General features: G+C 65.6%; 17 protein-coding genes. 12 read left to right on the top strand and 5 right to left on the bottom strand.

Features of this window, described 5'->3' with window-relative positions; genetic code table 11:
- Window positions 1-18: 18 nt before the first annotated feature.
- Together AC1DEK_RS16155 and AC1DEK_RS16150 are read left to right on the top strand one after the other, a co-directional pair.
- On the top strand, window positions 19-1,242 hold the full coding sequence (locus AC1DEK_RS16155) for an SDR family NAD(P)-dependent oxidoreductase (RefSeq protein WP_478126259.1): 1,224 nt from the start codon (window positions 19-21) through the stop codon (window positions 1,240-1,242).
- Entirely contained in the window at window positions 1,239-2,012 is a 774-nt protein-coding gene (locus AC1DEK_RS16150) for a carboxymuconolactone decarboxylase family protein (protein WP_478126258.1), read from the top strand. The genes AC1DEK_RS16155 and AC1DEK_RS16150 overlap by 4 nt, the downstream gene beginning before the upstream one ends.
- Window positions 2,013-2,015: 3 nt before the next feature.
- Here AC1DEK_RS16150 and AC1DEK_RS16145 read toward each other — a convergent pair whose 3' ends face one another.
- Complete coding sequence (locus AC1DEK_RS16145) at window positions 2,016-2,726, bottom strand: helix-turn-helix domain-containing protein (RefSeq protein ID WP_478126257.1); 711 nt, start codon at window positions 2,724-2,726, stop codon at window positions 2,016-2,018.
- A 246-nt stretch (window positions 2,727-2,972) separates the two neighbouring features.
- Between AC1DEK_RS16145 and AC1DEK_RS16140 the strand changes: the two genes are divergently transcribed.
- The 9 genes from AC1DEK_RS16140 (at window position 2,973) to AC1DEK_RS16100 (ending at window position 13,422) form a co-directional block, all read left to right on the top strand.
- Entirely contained in the window at window positions 2,973-4,136 is a 1,164-nt protein-coding gene (locus AC1DEK_RS16140) for an NAD(P)/FAD-dependent oxidoreductase (RefSeq protein ID WP_478126256.1), read from the top strand.
- A gap of 33 nt (window positions 4,137-4,169) precedes the next feature.
- Window positions 4,170-5,624 (top strand): M81 family metallopeptidase, encoded by a 1,455-nt coding sequence (locus AC1DEK_RS16135; protein ID WP_478126255.1) that lies wholly within the window; start codon window positions 4,170-4,172, stop codon window positions 5,622-5,624.
- Window positions 5,625-5,676: 52 nt separating this feature from the next.
- Complete coding sequence (locus AC1DEK_RS16130) at window positions 5,677-7,269, top strand: ABC transporter substrate-binding protein (protein WP_478126254.1); 1,593 nt, start codon at window positions 5,677-5,679, stop codon at window positions 7,267-7,269.
- A 21-nt stretch (window positions 7,270-7,290) separates the two neighbouring features.
- Window positions 7,291-8,226 carry an ABC transporter permease gene (locus AC1DEK_RS16125; protein WP_478126253.1) on the top strand — a complete coding sequence of 312 codons (936 nt, stop codon included), beginning with the start codon at window positions 7,291-7,293 and terminating at the stop codon, window positions 8,224-8,226.
- 350 nt (window positions 8,227-8,576) lie between these two features.
- Window positions 8,577-9,464: an ABC transporter permease gene (locus AC1DEK_RS16120; protein ID WP_478126252.1), complete on the top strand. Its 888-nt coding sequence runs from the start codon at window positions 8,577-8,579 to the stop codon at window positions 9,462-9,464.
- A 24-nt stretch (window positions 9,465-9,488) separates the two neighbouring features.
- Window positions 9,489-10,538: an ABC transporter ATP-binding protein gene (locus AC1DEK_RS16115; protein ID WP_478126251.1), complete on the top strand. Its 1,050-nt coding sequence runs from the start codon at window positions 9,489-9,491 to the stop codon at window positions 10,536-10,538.
- Window positions 10,535-11,530, top strand: a complete 996-nt coding sequence (locus AC1DEK_RS16110) for an ABC transporter ATP-binding protein (protein ID WP_478126250.1) — start codon at window positions 10,535-10,537, stop codon at window positions 11,528-11,530. Before AC1DEK_RS16115 ends, AC1DEK_RS16110 begins: the two co-directional genes overlap by 4 nt.
- Window positions 11,531-11,575: 45 nt before the next feature.
- The gene (locus AC1DEK_RS16105; protein WP_478126249.1) at window positions 11,576-13,054 is read left to right on the top strand and encodes an N-acyl-D-amino-acid deacylase family protein; all 1,479 of its coding nucleotides are present in this window, start codon (window positions 11,576-11,578) and stop codon (window positions 13,052-13,054) included.
- Window positions 13,051-13,422, top strand: a complete 372-nt coding sequence (locus tag AC1DEK_RS16100) for a RidA family protein (protein WP_478126248.1) — start codon at window positions 13,051-13,053, stop codon at window positions 13,420-13,422. Before AC1DEK_RS16105 ends, AC1DEK_RS16100 begins: the two co-directional genes overlap by 4 nt.
- Before the next feature lie 17 nt (window positions 13,423-13,439).
- Here the strand turns inward: AC1DEK_RS16100 and AC1DEK_RS16095 are convergent, their stop codons facing one another.
- The 4 genes from AC1DEK_RS16095 to AC1DEK_RS16080 all read right to left on the bottom strand — a co-directional run bounded on the left by AC1DEK_RS16095 (window position 13,440) and on the right by AC1DEK_RS16080 (window position 16,300).
- On the bottom strand, window positions 13,440-14,399 hold the full coding sequence (locus AC1DEK_RS16095; protein ID WP_478126247.1) for a universal stress protein: 960 nt from the start codon (window positions 14,397-14,399) through the stop codon (window positions 13,440-13,442).
- A gap of 99 nt (window positions 14,400-14,498) precedes the next feature.
- Window positions 14,499-14,900, bottom strand: a complete 402-nt coding sequence (locus AC1DEK_RS16090) for a GreA/GreB family elongation factor (RefSeq protein WP_478126246.1) — start codon at window positions 14,898-14,900, stop codon at window positions 14,499-14,501.
- A gap of 301 nt (window positions 14,901-15,201) precedes the next feature.
- A complete protein-coding gene (locus AC1DEK_RS16085) occupies window positions 15,202-15,606 on the bottom strand; it encodes a VOC family protein (protein ID WP_478126245.1) in 405 nt (134 codons plus the stop codon).
- Window positions 15,607-15,796: 190 nt separating this feature from the next.
- Window positions 15,797-16,300: a DinB family protein gene (locus tag AC1DEK_RS16080; RefSeq protein WP_478126244.1), complete on the bottom strand. Its 504-nt coding sequence runs from the start codon at window positions 16,298-16,300 to the stop codon at window positions 15,797-15,799.
- A 138-nt stretch (window positions 16,301-16,438) separates the two neighbouring features.
- On the opposite strand from AC1DEK_RS16080, the gene AC1DEK_RS16075 reads away from it, so the two are divergent.
- A complete protein-coding gene (locus AC1DEK_RS16075) occupies window positions 16,439-17,071 on the top strand; it encodes a TetR/AcrR family transcriptional regulator (protein ID WP_478126243.1) in 633 nt (210 codons plus the stop codon).
- Window positions 17,072-17,147: the final 76 nt, after the last annotated feature.

Genomic DNA, 17,147 nt, shown 5'->3' with positions numbered 1-17,147 from the left:
TTCGCAGGACACCCGCAGATGCAGACGGTCCTCATCACCGGTGCCGCTTCGGGTATCGGCCGCGATGCCGCGCGACGCTTCGCCGCCGCGGGCTGGCAATGCGTGCTCGTCGATCACAACGAAGAGGCCTTGCATGCGCTGGGGCGGACGTTGCCTCTACCCGCTTCGTCGGCGCATGTGCTCCGCACGATCGACCTCACCGATCCGGCGCAGATTGCATCGCTTCGGGACGGCACGCCGGCACTGGACGCGCTCATCAACAACGCCGGCATGTCCGATGCATCGAACACGCCGCTGGCCGAACAATCGCCGGCACAGATGGCCCGATTGCTGGCGCTCAACCTGGCTGCGCCGGCGGCCGTGATCGACGCGTGCATGCATCTGATCAAGCCGGCCGCGCGAATCGTGAATGTCGCATCCGGCGCGGGGCTGCATGCGATCCCATGGCGCGGCGCCTACAGCCCGAGCAAGGCGGGGCTCATCGCGCAGACGCGAGCCCTCGCGGCAGCGCGGCCCGACTGGTGCGTGACGGTGCTCGCGCCTGGCTTCGTGCGGACCGAGTTGGTGGACGGGCTGATTCAGGCCGGCCGGATCAAGCCTGAGAACGCCGTCGGAAAGATTCCGCTCGGGCGCATGGCCGCCCCTGCCGAGATGGCGCAGGCGCTCTTCTTTCTGGCAAGTCCAGGCGCGGCGCCTCTGCATGGACAGGTGCTGGCGTTCAACGGTGGCTCTTCCATCTTCGGAGGCAGCCAGCGCTTCGAGCCGGCCACGCTGGAGCCGCTGCCCTTGGACCTGCCGCTATGCCTCGAAGTCCACGGCGGCGATGCTGCGACGTGGCAAGCCGCGGCGACAGAGCCCACCGCGGCGCAGCACTACAACGGGTGTCTCGACCTGTCGCCGCTGTCCTGCGAAGGACCGGGCCTGTTGCAGGCGGTGCATGCCGCTGCCACGCGCTTCCATGCCCGCTACAAGCAGCAGGCCAGCCTGACGGTGCTGCTGCCACGCACCGGGCAGGGCCGCTGGCAGGAGGCGGGCGACGCTGCAGCGGCACGCATGCTGGTGTCGACCCTCGCCTGCGAATGGGGCGGTCGCGCCATGCGCATCAATGCGCTGGAAGTGCCGGAAGACCTCGATCCGAAATCACTCCACCCGCTGCTGCGTTTCGTCTGCGGCCCAGCCGCGCAGTACCTCACGGGGCAGACGCTGGTATGCGGCGGCGCCGCTCAGGGAGAGGCACGATGAGCGCGCAGCCGGAAAACATCACCGATGCCGAGCTCGCGCGGATCAAGGAGACCTTCATCGCCGAGCGCGGCTACTGGCGTCCCTGGACCGAGACCATGCTGCAGGCGTGTCCCGGCTTCGTGGCGCAGTACGCGCGCTATGCCGGCTATCCCGCGCGCACCGGGCCGCTCTCGCCGCGCATGGTCGAGCTCATCTATGTAGCCCTCGACAGCTCTTCGTCTCACCTCTTCGAATCAGGACTGCAGACGCACATGAAGCGCGCGCTCGAAGTCGGCGCGACGCAGGCCGACATCTTCGACGTGCTGCACCTCTTGGCCGTGCAAGGGGTCGCCAGTGTGGGGCAGGCCGCCGACATCCTCGCGGAGCTTGCCGGTACGGATGCACCCGGGTCAATCGGCGACGCGCTTCGGGGCCGGATCGATTCGCTCGGTCCTGCACATGGGCTGTCCCTTGCCGCTATTGCAAGGATGGACCCGGGCTATGCCGAGGTGCTGCTCGACTTCATCGAACAAGGCCGGCCTGGAGGCGGCCTCAGCGCGGCGGAGCGCAGTCTGGTGCAGGTGGCATTGCACGCATGCTTCACTGCCTTCAATCCCGAAGCGACGAGGCAGATGCTGTCGGTCGCGCTTTCGCAGGGCGTACCGCCGGCCGAACTGCTGCAGGCCATCCAGTTGGGATCACACCTGGCGGTGCATGGCACTGCATTGGGTGCGAATGTCTTCCGGCAGTTGGGACCGTTGCGGCAACCACCGCAGCAACTCACGTCGTAGCCGTCAGCTCTTGCCCACCTTGGCCCGCGAACGCACCGCAGGCTTGCTCACAACGGCGCGGACCGGCCCCCGCTGCTCCCCCGCCCGCGCCGTGCGCATCAAGAGGCTTTCCGTCGAAGTCACGCCGACGATGCGCGCCAGTTGCCGGCTGATGCTGACGTAGGCATGGCCGATGCGGCTGTCGAAGTAGAGCGAATCGCCGCGCTCCAGACGCACGACCTCGCCGACTTCGAAATGCACTTCGATCGTGCCCGAGAGCACGTAAGCAAACTCCTCGCCGTCATGGCGCGCGAAGTCCTCGGGTCCGTCGATGCGCCGCGCATGCACGGTGCCGATCACCGGGCTCATGAGCTTTCCGGTGGCGGTCGTACCCAGAAATTCGTAGGCAAAGGAAAGGCCGCGATACACCACGCCCTTTCCGGATCGCGTCACGACCGGCGCCTGCAGGGCCGTGGTCTTCACGCCTTCGCCCGCGAACATGGCGTTCATGTCCATCTTCAGTGCGCGGCCAAGTGCTGCGAAGTTCTCGTAGCCCAGCGCCAGTTGCCCGCGTTCCGCGCGCGAGATGGTCGGCACCGAAACGCCTGAGAGTTCCGACAACTGCTGCAACGTCCAGCCGAGACTCTTGCGGGCGCTTCGCAAACGGCGTCCGAAGGTCTCGCGGTCCAGCAACTGACCCTCGGGCTGCGCGTCCTCGCTCTCGCGCGGCTTCATAGATTCATCCTCGATCTCCTGTGTGTCTCGGCGGGCCTGCCCAGCAGGGATTCTGCCAGCCGGCGCCATGGACACGGCTGCTTGCTGGCCTGGATTTTGCGTCAACGCAAATTGCGGATGCGCAAATTCACCAATGTGAGCGGTGAGTGTTTACCCTGAAACTCCCCGACTGTTTTTGCGTATCCGCAAATTTGTCCCTACACTCCGCGTCTCCCGCACCCCTGACGCCAATCGCTCTTCCAAACCATGACTTCCGAGACCGCCGCCATTCAAGCCGACTTCCTCGTGATCGGTGCGGGCATCGCAGGCGCATCCGTCGCGCACTGGCTTGCACCGCATGGGCGCACCATCGTGCTCGAGCGCGAATCACAGCCCGGCTATCACTCGACCGGGCGTTCGGCGGCCCTCTTCATGGAAAGCTATGGCACCGAGCAGGTGCGCGCGCTCACGCTGGCCAGCCGCGCATTCTTCGAGTCGCCGCCAGCGGGTTTCACCGAGCATCCGCTGCTGACGCCTCGCGGCGCGATGATGGTCGGAACGCCCGAGCAGCACGCCGAACTCGACGCGCACTGGGAGGTGCTCAGCGCGATGTCGCCCCGTGCTCGCCGCCTGACGCCCGCCGAAGCGTGCGCGCTCGTCCCAGCCCTGCGGGCCGAGTTGCTGCACAGCGCCGTCTACGAACCGGATGCCGCCGACATGGACGTGCACGCAATCCATCAGGGCTATTTGCGCGGCATGCGGCGCGCCGGTGGCACGCTGGTGTGCGATGCCGATGTCTCGCAAATGCGGCGCGTGGGCGGCCGCTGGCAATTGACCGCAGGAGCGGCGACATACGAAGCCCCGGTCGTGCTCAATGCAGCCGGTGCGTGGTGCGACGTGATCGGGCAACTCGCCGGCGCACGGCCGCTGGGCCTTCAGCCGTGCCGCCGATCGGCATTCATCTTTGCCGCCTCGCCCGGGCAGGACCCCAGCCATTGGCCGATGGTTCACGGCGCGACGGAAGACTGGTACATCAAGCCGGATGCCGGCATGTTGCTTGGCTCACCCGCCAACGCAGACCCTGTCGATCCGCAGGACATCCAACCCGAAGAGCTGGACATCGCCATGGCCATCCACCGCATCGAGGAAATGACCACGCTGCAGATCCGCCGGCCCACGCGCACCTGGGCCGGGCTGCGTTCCTTCGTGGGCGACGGCAACCTTGTCGGCGGCTTCGACGATCAGGTGGAGGGCTTCTTCTGGATCGCCGCCCAAGGGGGCTATGGCATCCAGACTTCCGCCGCAATGGGCGAGACCTGCGCCGCACTCGCGCGCGGGCTGCCGGTGCCCCCGCACCCTTCTTCCTTCGGCCTCACCGAAGAGATGCTGAGCCCGCGACGTCTGCGCAAGCAGGACGTCGTCTCTGTCTGATTCCATTCGTCATTCACAAAGGAGTACTCCGCCGTGCGTGTCTTCAGCGCTTCCCTCGCCACCGAAACCAATACCTTCGGACCCATGCCGACCGGCCTGGCGTCGTTCCGTGATCGCGGCTACTTCCCGGCCGGCAAGCATCCCGATTCGATGATGCTGTTCTCCGGGCCCCTGTGGGCTGCGCGCCTGCGCGGCAAGGAAGCCCGCTGGACGCTCATCGAAGGCATGGTCGCCGCAGCCCAGCCCAGCGGCATCACGACGCGCCACGCCTACGAGTCCCTGCGCGACGAGTTGCTGCGCGACCTGAAGGCCGCCCTGCCGGTGGACGTGGTGCTGCTCGGCCTGCATGGTGCGATGGTGGCCGATGGCTACGACGACTGCGAAGGCGACCTGCTTCAGCGCGTGCGCGCGCTGGTCGGCCCGGACACGGTGGTCGGCGCCGAACTCGACCCGCACTGCCATCTCACGCCCGAGATGGTGAAGCACGCCAACCTGCTCATCGCCTTCAAGGAGTACCCGCACACCGACGTGCTCGAACGCGGCCTGGAACTGGTGGACCTGTGCGTGGCTGCCGCGCAGAAGAAGATCAGCCCGGTCGCCGCCGTGGTGGACACCGGCTTGATTCTCACGGTCCACACGTCCCGCGAACCCGCGCGCGGCTTCGTGCAGCGCATGCAATCGCTCGAAGGCAAGGACGGCGTGCTCTCCGTCTCTCTGGCGCACGGCTTCAGCTGGGGCGACGTGCCCGGCATGGGCACCAAGATGCTGGTCTACACCGACGGCGATGCCGCAAAGGCGCAAGCGCTGGCACGCCAGCTCGCGGACGAGGTGATCGGCATGCGCGATGCGCTGACCGTGAACTATCCCGCCATCGATGCCGCGCTGGACGAGGCGATGGCCTTCAAGGGCGGCCCGGTGGTCATGGCGGACGGCGCCGACAACGCAGGCGGCGGCGCCGCGAGCGATTCGACCTTCGTGCTGCAGCGCATGCTCGAACGGGGAATTACGAATGCCGCGCTCGGCCCGCTGTGGGACCCGATCGCCGTGCGCATCGCCTTCGATGCCGGTGAAGGCGCGCGCCTTCCGATGCGCATCGGCGGCAAGATCAGTCCGCTTTCAGGTCAGCCGCTGGACCTGGACTGCACCGTCAAGGCGCTCAAGCCCGCACTTGTGATGACGGGTCTCGCGGGCACGCCCACGGCAATGGGCGATTGCGCGCTCGTCGAAGTCGCGGGCATCGAGATCGTGCTGATCACGCTGCGCAACCAGGCCATGGGCACGGACCTCTTCACGCAGCTCGGCTGCGATCTCACGGCCAAGCGGCTCATCGTGGTGAAGTCTTCGCAGCATTTCTATGCGTCCTTCTCCAAGGTGGGCAAGCACGTGATCTATGTCGCCGCGCCGGGCTCGGTGACGCTCGACCTCAACACCCTGCCCTACCAGAAGATCCGGCGTCCCAAGTGGCCGATGGACGCGCTGGCCGCCTGACACGCGAACCCCTTTCCCTTCCCTTGTGACGACCCTTCCCGGAGTTCCGACGATGAAACGACGCACCCTTGCTGCCCTGGCCGCCCTTGGCGCCCTCACGCTGGGCATCCTCAGCCCGGCCGCGATGGCGCAGACGCAGCCACCGGCGAAGACCCTTCGCATCGTGGCGCATGCCGACCTGAAGATCCTCGATCCGACCTTCACCACGGCCTACATCTCGCGCAACTTCGGCTACATGGTCTACGACACCCTGTTCGCGCAGGACACCGCCGGCAAGCCCCAGCCCCAGATGGTGGAGAAGTACACCCAGTCGCCGGACGGCAAGCAGTGGAGCTTCACGCTGCGCCCGGGACTGAAGTTCTCCGACGGCTCGCCCGTCACGCCCGCGGACGTCATCGCCTCGCTGCAACGCTGGACCAGCCGCGACAGCCTCGGCCGCGCGCTGGCGGCAAACGGCGCCGAATGGAAGGCGGTCGACGCCCGCACCTTCACCCTGGCGCTGAAGGAGCCCTTCGGCATGGTGCTGGACGCACTCGCCAAGCCTTCGGGCTACCCGGCCTTCATCCTGCCGGAGAAGCTCGCCAAGCTGCCTGCCACCTCGCCAATGACCGAAGTGCTGGGTTCCGGCCCCTTCGTCTTCAAGCGCGACGAGTGGGTGCCCGGCAACAAGGCGGTCTTCGTGCGCAACACGCAATACGTGCCGCGCACGGAGCCCGTCAATGGCCTGTCCGGCGGCAAGAAGAGCAACTTCGATCGCGTGGAATGGCTCTACCTGCCCGACGCAAACAGCGCCGTGGCCGCCTTGCAGCGCGGCGAGGTGGACCTGATCGAACAGCTCCCGCCGGACTACATCGCACCGCTGCGCGCCGACAGCAAGATCAAGGTGGGGACCGGCGGCAGCTACCAGGCCTTCCTGGTGCTCAACCAGCTGCATCCGCCCTTCGACAACATCAAGGCCCGCCAGGCTTTCCAGTTGGCGGTGAACCAGGAGCGGTTCGTCGCGGCAATGGGCTACCCGGCGGACATGCGCATGGCCTACTGCCACACCTACTTCATCTGCGGCAGCCCCAACGACACGGCGGCCGGCTCGCAGGGTCACGCCAAGCCGGACCTCGCGAAGGCCAAGGCGCTCCTGGCCGAGTCCGGCTACAAGGGCGAGAAGGTTGTGCTGCTGGTGCCGACAGACGTCACCTACCTCAATGCGCTCGCGCTCATGGCCGCGCAGACCCTGCGCAGCATTGGCGTGAACGTCGACATGCAGTCGATGGACTGGGCCTCGATCGGTGCCCGCCGCGCCAAGCGCGACGCACCGTCGGCAGGCGGCTGGAACGTGTACGTGACCGTTGCCGGCGAGTTCGACGCCAACTCGCCCATCACCAATGCCTACCTGAGCCCGGCCTGCGGCAATTCCTTGCCCGGCTGGCCTTGCGACAAGGAACTCGACGCCTTGCGCGCCGCCTGGCTCCAGGCCACCGATGCGTCCCAGCGCAAGCCGCGACTCGACGCATTCCAGGCCCGCGCCTACGAAGCCGTGCCCTACATCAACGCCGGCCAGTATTCCGCCGTCTATGCCGCGCGCGCCGATCTCAAGGGCCTCGACAAGCTCTGGGGCGGCATGCCGCTGGTCTGGGCGCTGGACAAGTAAGACTGCCAGCAAGCGCCAACCATGGGCTACATCCTGCGTCGCCTTGTCGCCACCTTGCCTGTCATGGCGGTGGTGGCGGTGGTGGTCTTCCTGCTGATCCATCTGTCGCCCGGCGATCCGGCCGCGCTCATCGCGGGCGACCTTGCCACCGAGGACGACATCCGCCACTTGCGCGAAGCCTTGGGCCTGAACCTGCCGATCTGGCAGCAGTTCCTGATCTGGATCGGCAAGCTGGCGACAGGTGACCTGGGCACGTCGATCTTCACGCAGGTCCCGGTGACGACCCTGCTCGGCCAGCGCATCGCGCCCACGCTGACGATTGCCTTGGTCACGATGCTCTTCACGATCCTGATCGCCATTCCGCTCGGCACGCTCGCCGCGCATCGCGCGGGCAGTTGGGTCGATCGGCTGGTGATGCTGTTCGCGGTGCTTGCGTTCTCGGTGCCCTCGTTTCTGGTGGGCTACCTGCTGGTCTACGGCTTCGCCATCCGGCTGCCGTGGTTCCCGGTGCAGGGCTATGTGCCAATGAGCGAGGGCCTCGGCCCGTGGCTGCGAAGTATCGTTCTGCCCTGCGTGAATCTCGCGCTGGTCTATATCGCACTGGTCACGCGAATGACGCGCGCGACGGTGATGGAAGTACTGCACGAAGACTACATCCGCACCGCGCGCGCCAAGGGTCTCGGTGTGCTGCCTGTGCTGGGCCACGCATTACGAAATGCGGCGGTGCCGATTGCAACGACAGTCGGCGTGGGCATCGCATTGCTCATCGGCGGCGTCGTCGTGACGGAGACGGTGTTCGCCATTCCCGGTGTGGGGCGGCTGGTGGTCGATTCGGTTCAACGACACGACTATCCGGTGATTCAGAGCGTGCTGCTGCTCTCTGCGGGGGTGTATGTCGTGATCAATTTGCTGATCGACTTGAGTTATCAGCTCTTCGATCCTCGGATTCGGTATTGAGATGAAGCCCATCGTGCTTGGAATGCTGAAGCGAGGGCTGGGGCGGGATCGCGCCGACGGCGTACTCTGCTCCGCGAATGTCCCCCGGCCTTTGGCCTCCTCCTTTATTTCGCTGCGCAGAGCACACCATCGTCGCGATCCATGGGCGCAGCGGTGGTTGATCCGCCGGCACAACACGAGCGTCACTGTGGCGAGGATGCCCGGTGGTCCCCGCAGCGAAATAAAGGAGGAGGCGAAGCCGGGGGACATTCGCGGAGGGGACCACCGGGCATCCTCGCCACACACCCCCACCGCTTCAATGCAGCCTTCCACTGCATCCCATAGCTCCTGACACGAGGCACAACAACCCGATGTCCGCCGTCCCCCTATCAAAGACCGCACCACCGAGCGACGAATCGGTGTTCGTTCCTCCGCGCTGGCGGTGGGTGCGCAAGCATCCGACCCTCATCGTCGGCGCCGTGCTGCTGTTGATCATGGCTGCGATTGCCTTGGCAGCCCCGTGGATTGCCACCCACGATCCGCAGGACATCGACCCGCTCGCGCGCATGCAGGCGCCTTCATCGGAACATTGGTTCGGCACCGATGCACTCGGGCGCGATGTGTTCAGCCGCACTGTGTGGGGGGGACGCGTCTCGCTCATCGTCGGCATCAGCGTGGCCGTGGCTTCGACACTGCTTGGCGTGATGCTCGGGCTGGCGGCGGGGTTCGTGCGACGCGTCGATGGCTTTGTCATGCGCATCATGGATGGGCTGATGGCCATCCCCGGAATCCTGCTGGCCATTGCGCTGATGGCGGTGACGCGCGCAAGTCTCGCTACCGTGATCGTCGCGATCATCGTGCCCGAGGTGCCTCGCGTGGTGCGGCTCGTGCGGTCGCTGGCGCTCACGTTGCGCGAACAGCTCTTTGTCGAAGCCGCACACGCCGTGGGCACGCGGCTGCCGGTCATTCTGCTGCGCCATGTGCTGCCGAACATGGTCGCGCCGCTGGTGGTGCAGGCCACGTTCATCGCTTCGTCCGCGGTGCTGATCGAAGCGGCGCTTTCGTTTCTCGGTGTCGGCGTGCCGCCCACCACGCCCAGCTGGGGAAACATGATGGCTGAAGGGCGCAACTTCGTGGCCGTGGCTTTCCACATCATTCTTTATCCAGGGATGCTGCTGGCTGCCACGGTGCTCGCCATCAACCTGTTAGGCGACGGCCTGCGCGATGCGCTGGACCCGCGCCTGGCACGTCAACTCTGAAGCGAGGCTCTTCGGATGAACCGCATGGACATTCCCGCACGCACCGCGCCACCAGCAAGCAAAGGACATGGCGAGGTCCTGCTCGAGGTGGACAACCTCTACACCCGCTTCGACACGCTCGACGGCCCGGCGCGTGCAGTGGATGGTGTCTCCTACACCGTGCGCGCCGGACAGACGCTGGGCGTGGTCGGCGAATCGGGCTGCGGCAAGAGCGTCACGGCCATGTCGATCATGCGGCTTCTGCCCACGCCACCGGCGCGCCTGTATGGCGCGGTTCGGCTGCGGGGCACCGATCTGCTTTCGCTCAGCGAAGCGGAGATGCGCGCTATTCGCGGCAACCGCATCTCGATGATCTTTCAGGAGCCGATGACCTCGCTCAACCCGGTGCTCACGGTGGGCCGGCAGATCGCGGAGACGGTTCGCCTGCATCAGAAAGGGAGCCGCGCCGAGGCGATGGCACGCGCGGTGGAGATGCTGCGCCTGGTGCAGATCCCGGAGCCGGAGCGCCGCGCGAAGGAGTATCCGCACCAGCTCTCGGGCGGCATGCGCCAGCGCGTGATGATCGCGCTCGCACTGGCGTGCAACCCGGAAGTGCTGATCGCCGACGAGCCCACGACGGCACTCGACGTCACCATCCAGGCCCAGATCATCGATCTGATCAAGCGCCTGCAGAAGGAGTTGGGCATGGGCGTGGTGATGATCACGCACGACTTGGGCGTGGTGGCCGAGAGCTGCGACGAAGTGGCCGTGATGTATGCCGGGCGCAAGGTCGAAGAGGCTGATGTGCAGGACCTGTTCGACCGGCCACTGCACCCCTACACCCGCGCGCTGATGGCGTCGATGCCATCGATGAACACCCGCAGCCCGCGACTGACCGAGATCCCCGGGCTCGTGCCTTCGCCGCTGGCGCCGCGCCGAGGCTGCGCCTTCGCGGCCCGCTGCAGCCTCGCCAACGCGCGCTGCAGTGCGGAGATTCCGGGCCTGACAGAGCAAGGGAACGGCCACCGCGTGGCCTGCTTCGCGGTCGAGGAAGGCCGCTATACCCCTTCCACATCGGAGGCAGCGAGCGCATGACCGCGAACAACACCCTGCTGCGGGTCGAAGGCCTGCGCAAGCACTACAGCAGGCCTGGGCGCTGGCTCTCGCGCCCGCAACCGCCGGTCCAGGCGGTGGACGATGTCTCTTTCACGGTGGCGCGCGGCGAGACACTGTCACTTGTCGGCGAATCGGGCTGCGGCAAGACCACGACAGCCAAGTCCGTGATGCGGCTGATCGAACCCACGTCCGGTTCGGTGCTGCTCGATGGCGAGGACCTTCTCAAGCTCAGTCCCACGCAGATGCGCCAGCGCCGGCGCGACGTGCAGATCATCTTCCAGGACCCCTATGCGTCGCTGAGCCCACGTCTGAAGGCTGGCGAGATCGTGGCCGAGCCGCTGAAGAACTTCGGCGATCAATCCGCGGCCGAGCGTCGCGAACGCGTGCAGTGGCTGTTCAGCAAAGTGGGCCTTCGGCCCGAGGCGATCGACAAGTACCCGCACGAGTTCTCGGGCGGCCAGCGGCAACGCCTGGGCATCGCCCGTGCGCTGGCAATGCAGCCCAAGCTCATCGTCTGCGACGAACCGGTGTCCGCCCTCGATGTCTCGGTGCAGGCTCAGGTGGTCAATCTGCTGATGGACCTGCAGGCCGAGTTCGGGATCGCCTATCTCTTCGTCGCGCACGATCTCTCGGTGGTCCGCCACATCAGCCACCGCGTGGCTGTGATGTACCTCGGCCGCATCGTCGAACTGGCCGACCGCGACACCTTGTTCAACGCGCCGAGCCATCCGTACACGCAGATTCTGTTGTCGGCGGTGCCCGTGCCGAACCCGCGCTTGCCGGCACAGCGCATGCTGCTGCAGGGCGATCCGCCGAGCCCTGCCAATCCGCCTTCGGGCTGCCGCTTTCACACGCGCTGCCCGCTTGCCCAACCGGTCTGCAAGGAACAGGCGCCGCCGCTGTCGGCGCGCCCGGTCCCTGCCGGATCGGACGGCACGCAGGAGCACTGGGTGGCTTGCCACTTCCGTTGAGCGGCACCGCCGCCCTTTCGTTCAGGAGTCTTTCAGGAGTCGACCATGACCACCAACCACCATGACCTGCTGATCCGCGGCGGCACCGTGATCGACGGAACGCGCGCACCCCGCTTCGACGCGGATGTGGCCGTGCGCGACGGGCGCATCAGCGCAATCGGCGATCTTCGCGATCACAGCGCAGACAGCGTGATCGAAGCCGCCGGCCGCATCGTCGCGCCGGGCTTCATCGATTCACACACGCACGACGACCAGGCCGTGCTGTCGCAGGCGACCATGCCCTTCAAGGTCTCGCAAGGCGTGACGACCGTCATCGCCGGCAACTGCGGCATCAGCGCCGCGCCGCTGCGTGCCGAGATGGAATTGCCCATGCCGCTGAGCCTGCTGGACATGCCCGCCAAAGATCGCTTCACCACCTTCCGCGCCTACCTCGATGCGTTGCGCGCGCAACCTTCGTCGGTCAATGTGGCGGCGATGGTGGGGCATTCAACGCTGCGTGCAGTCACCATGGACTCCACCGACCGCGAAGCCACGCCCCAAGAGATCGCGCAGATGCAGACGCTCGTCGAGGAGGCGATGGAAGCGGGCGCCATCGGCCTTTCGACAGGCACGTTCTATCCACCGGCGGCCAAGGCCACCACCGAGGAGATCATCGAGGTCTGCCGCCCGCTCAGCGCGCGCAACGCGCTCTACGTCACGCACATGCGCGACGAAGGCGATCAGGTGATGGAGTCGCTCGACGAGACCTTCCGCATCGGCCGCGAACTGGGCGTGGCGGTCGTCGTCTCGCATCACAAGGTGCAGAACACGCAGAACTTCGGCAAGTCGCAGACCACGCTGCCGCACATTCGAGAGGCCATGAAGAGCCAGCGCATCTGCCTGGACTGCTATCCCTACACCGCCGGCTCCACCATGATCCGCGCGGACCGCGGGATGCTCGACTGCCGCGTGCTCATCGCGGACAGCCAGCCGCACCCTGAATGCGCAGGCCGCGACCTGGACGACATCGCGCGCGAATGGGGCGTCGACAAGGTCGAGGCATCGCGCCGTCTCCAGCCCGGAAGCGCTATCTACTTCCTGATGGACGAGAACGACGTGCAGCGCATCCTCGCCTTCGATGAAACCATGATCGGCTCCGACGGCATTCCACTCGGCGAGAAGCCGCATCCGCGCCTGTGGGGTACCTTCCCGCGCGTACTGGGTCATTACAGCCGCGACGTGGGGCTGTTCCCGCTGGAAACGGCGGTCTGGAAGATGACCGGTCTCACCGCACGCAACTTCGGGCTGCACGAGCGCGGCGCGCTCAAGGTCGGGCATTGCGCCGACATCGTCGTTTTCGACGCCGGCACGATCCGCGACTCAGCGAGCTACGAAGCCCCGAAGACCCCGGCCGAGGGCATCGAGGCCGTCATCGTGAACGGCCTCGTCACCTGGAAGCACGGCGCGCACACGGGAGCGCGCAATGGGCAGGTCATTACCCGGCAATCCTCGAACCCACAACAACAGCAAGGTGCACAGCCATGAACATCGAACGCATCCCCTCCCCTTTGCCGGTCCCGTTCTCCAAGGCAGTGCGAGCCGGTGGTTTTCTGTTCCTCTCGGGCGTGCTCGCGATGGACGCGAAGGGCGGCGTGATCGACGGCGACGTGCAGGTGCAGACCCGCGCCGTCCTGGAACGCATCGCGCAGACACTCGGGGAATGTGGCACCAGCATGGCCAGCGTGATTCGCGCGACCATCTGGCTGTCGGACCTCGACGACTTCGCCGCTTTCAACCAGGAGTACGCAAAGCACTTCCCGGACGGCCTGCCTTCGCGCTCTTGCGTGCAGGCCGTGCTCTACAAGGGCGCGAAGGTCGAGATCGAGGTTCAGGCCCTCGACGTTCGCCAGTGATCAAGGTTCATTGATTCTCACGCGCCACCCAGCATCGCGGCAGGATTGGGAAGGCGCGGTGGATTCGGCGCACCGGCCCTGACCCGGCGTACCTCCGGCTCTTCACTTGAAAGCCTCTTCGAAGCGGACGCGCTGGATGCGCGTTCGCAGTCGTTCGGTACCACGAGCACGTCCGTGTCCGAGCGGCCGATGATGCGATTGGCGGTGCTCTCCAGAAAGAGATCCCTCAGTCGCGACGAGGGTCGCCTGCCAACGACGATGAGCTCGGCACCGCTGTTCTGCTGTTGCACGATCGTCTGCCGCGCGGCGTCGCCGTGGCCGACGGCCGACAGCACCCGGTTGCGCCTCGAATCGTACGAATCGGTCAGCCAGAACATCCGGTCCTGTGCGTAGCGCCGGCATTCGCTGCGGTAAGACCTGATGGCCCGATCCGAGACCTCGGCGTAGCGGAGCTTCATCTCATTGGCCGTGCTCACCGCATGGAAGAGCTCGACACGCGCCGATGGATTGAGCGCAAAGCCAAGATCAACGAGCCCGCGTGACGCCTCGGAGAAATCCACGGCAACGATCAGGCGGCGGTAGTCATGTTCGGCTTCGCGTCGCACGACGAGAACGGGCCTTCGGACGGTTCGCAGCAGCTCTTCAACCGGCTGCCCCAGGAAGAATGTCCTCAAGCTTCGGACGGTGGCCGTGCCCCAGACGACGAGGTCGGCGCATCTCGCTTCGGGGAGGACATCCTCGAACGTGAACGCGAGCCTGCCTGCCGCACGCACACGAATGCCATGGCGCTGCCTGAGCTGCAGGGCGTGGTGCGTCAGCCTGCAGGCAGCATCGCCAGGGGGAGCCTCTCCGGGATATGCAAGGTAGACGAGCTTGAGCGTCGCGCCGTGCTCCGCGCACAGGAGTGCTGCTCGCGCGAGCGCGTTGTCTCCCTGCGGGGAGAAATCAGTCACGGCAAGAATGGAGTGAGGAGTCATGGCAATTCCTTTCGATCCTTTCGATACTTTCGAAAAGGCTAGCGCCAGCCTTCCAACGCGCAAGTCGCGATGAAGGGAAAGCGGGGTGAAGGTCAGCGACTACCGGGAGTAGTCCCCGGCAGCCTCGGGCTGGTACTGGATGGCGGCGATTTCGGCTTCGCACGCTTCGCCTGTGGGCGTGAGCCACTTGGCGACGTCGCCGGTCCTCAGGCCCAGGAGATTGATCCCCACCGGCGAGAGCACCGAGATGTAGCCGGCCGCGGGCTGGGCATCGCCCGGGTAGCAAATCGTGAGCACCTGGCGCCTGCGCGTATGCACGTCGACGACTTCGACGCGCGAATACATCGTGACGACGTCAGCTGCGACGGCGCGCGAGTTCGTGACCTCCGCGCTGGCGAGCAGGTCCGCAAGCGGGGGTGGAAGCTGCTGGCCCAGGAGCTTCGTGAGGCGGGCGAAATCAAGTTCGGTGAGCGTGCGCTCACCGTGAACAACTGCATGCATGGTTGCACTCCATCGAATGCGAGTGCCGTCTGTGAATGGCACCCGCGGACGCGCGGGGGAGGTGCCCGGCGGTGGATGGTTGCGCTGAAGAGGAGAGAGCGGACCGCCGGGCTTAGGAGTGTGCTGGCGTCAGCTGACGACGTGCCTTCTTTGCGGCCGCACGTGCGCGGGTCGCTGCGCGAAGCAGCGTGCCCGGGGCAACGAGGGAGCAAATCAAGGGGGTGGTCATGGACGCAATCATAAGCAGTCGGCATGCATTCCGCATCATTTCAGGCCGATGCCCTCACGACGCCTGCCAGATTCATGCGCCATCGACGGCCGGCGCATGACAGGCCGCGCACAGCTTGTTCCCGTCAGGATCTCGAAAGTACGCGCCGTAGTAGTTGTCGTGGTACTGAGGGCGTAGGCCGGGTGGTCCCTCGCAGATGCCACCGTTCTGCAACGCGGTTTCGTACGCGGCACGCACGACTGCGCGAGACGTCGCGGCAAAGGCGGTCATCTGCCCATTGCCGGGGTTGTGCGGCTGCCCGTTGAATGGCTTGCAGATGACGAACAACGGGCGTGCGCCCCCTTGACTGTTCCAGCCGGCCCATGGCCTCTCTCGCTCACAGAAGCGCAGTTCGACGCCCAAGCTGTCCATCACGGCGCTGTAGAAGTTCAGCGCGCGTTCGAATTCGGTGACGCTGATGAAGATGTGGGAAAACACTTTGGCTCCTCAGGCTGGGGGGCGGGCAAGCGGGCTGAAAAACGATTGCAGGCAAGGTCTTTCTACGCCACTGTAGCCCGAGGATCCACAGACAGAAATGGGCCCGCTGGTCAGTCGCGCCCAGCAGGAGCGCGTGCAGCGCTATGTCCGCCCGCGCCTCGACTGACGGCCGAGCCGCAGTCGGCGCAGTTCAAGCGACGGCCCGCCTTCTCGTCGACGGTTCGGCCTCGTGCAGATAGGTGGTCAATCCATCCTTGGCCGGCGCAGCGGAATTGAGCAGCATCACTGCGCTCACTTGTCCGCGGTGACCTGTTCCGTGCGTGATGACGTGCATGAGCATCTCCTCCCGCGACATGCAGCCTGGCGCACCGTCAGTGAAGACGAAATCGATGGGTTCGGCCAGCTGGTCCGCATCGAGCGTCGACACATAGTCGATGTACGCCTGGTCGCTCTTTCTGAGATCAGCGGATAGATCGCGCAGGGTCGGCATGTCCGTCAAGTTGGCCGACGTGTAAGCGTGGGCTTCTCGCTTCATGTGTGCGGCGAATATGCGATCGACCACATAGGTGTGGCTCAAAGCCCTGACTGCCAATGGAGTGATCGCGGACTTGTCGTCCAGCCGGGCCAGCGCCGTCAAGAGCTGGTCGTTCGCCCAGGCCTTGTATCTGAAGAGGCGGTGCAGTGTGTCGTCCATTTCATGGGTCTCCTGAAGGTGTGCGCGCGACCGGACCGTGGGTGCAAGAAGAAGGGGCTCCTGAGTGCATTCCGTGCGCGTGTACTTAGAATACGAGCGAACATTTGCTTTTTCTACTCGCATTGGCGGCAGTCAAAAATGGCACGAAAGCCGGTCATTGGCCCCAGGAAAATCGCCACCCAGGCACGATCGCGCGCCACTGTGGACAGCCTCGTCGAGGCAACTGCTCGCATTCTGGTCAAGGAGGGCTTCGACAAGGCCAGCACCAATCGCATCGCGGAGGTGTCGGGGATAAGCGTCGGTTCGCTCTATCAGTATTTCCCGAGCAAGGAGGCTCTCGTGGTCGCAGTGATCGAGCGCCACCAACACCAGATCATGCGAACAGTACGCAGTGGCCTGGCACGAGTCTCGTCGGAGCCGCTGCAGGAGGCCATGCGCCAATTCGTCAGGATTGCGGTGAAGGCCCACCGTGTCGATCCCGAGCTGCATCGAGTGCTCGCGGAGCAGATTCCGCGCATTGGAAAGCTCGAGAAGGTAGAAACCTTCAGCCGCGAAAACTTCGGTCTGTTCAGGGACTATCTCGAAGGCGCCCGGGACGAGCTTGGAGTCGATGACCTCGAGCTCGCATCCTTCGTATGTGTCACGACCATCGAGGCGTTGACGCATAACGCGGTGCTGCACTATTCAAAGGCGCTGACGGAACATCAAATGGAAGCGCTCATCGACGAGGGCGCGCGGCTTGTGACTGGCTATCTGAAAGGCCATGGCTGAAGCATGTCCGAGCGCCTCGGATGCATCCCTTGTCCTACGCGCCCGGGGCTCCTATTCTCAAAATTCATGCGTATGC

This window comes from Variovorax sp. 10N420 (genome assembly GCF_056394705.1).
This window is presented reverse-complemented; position numbering and strand designations above follow the sequence as displayed.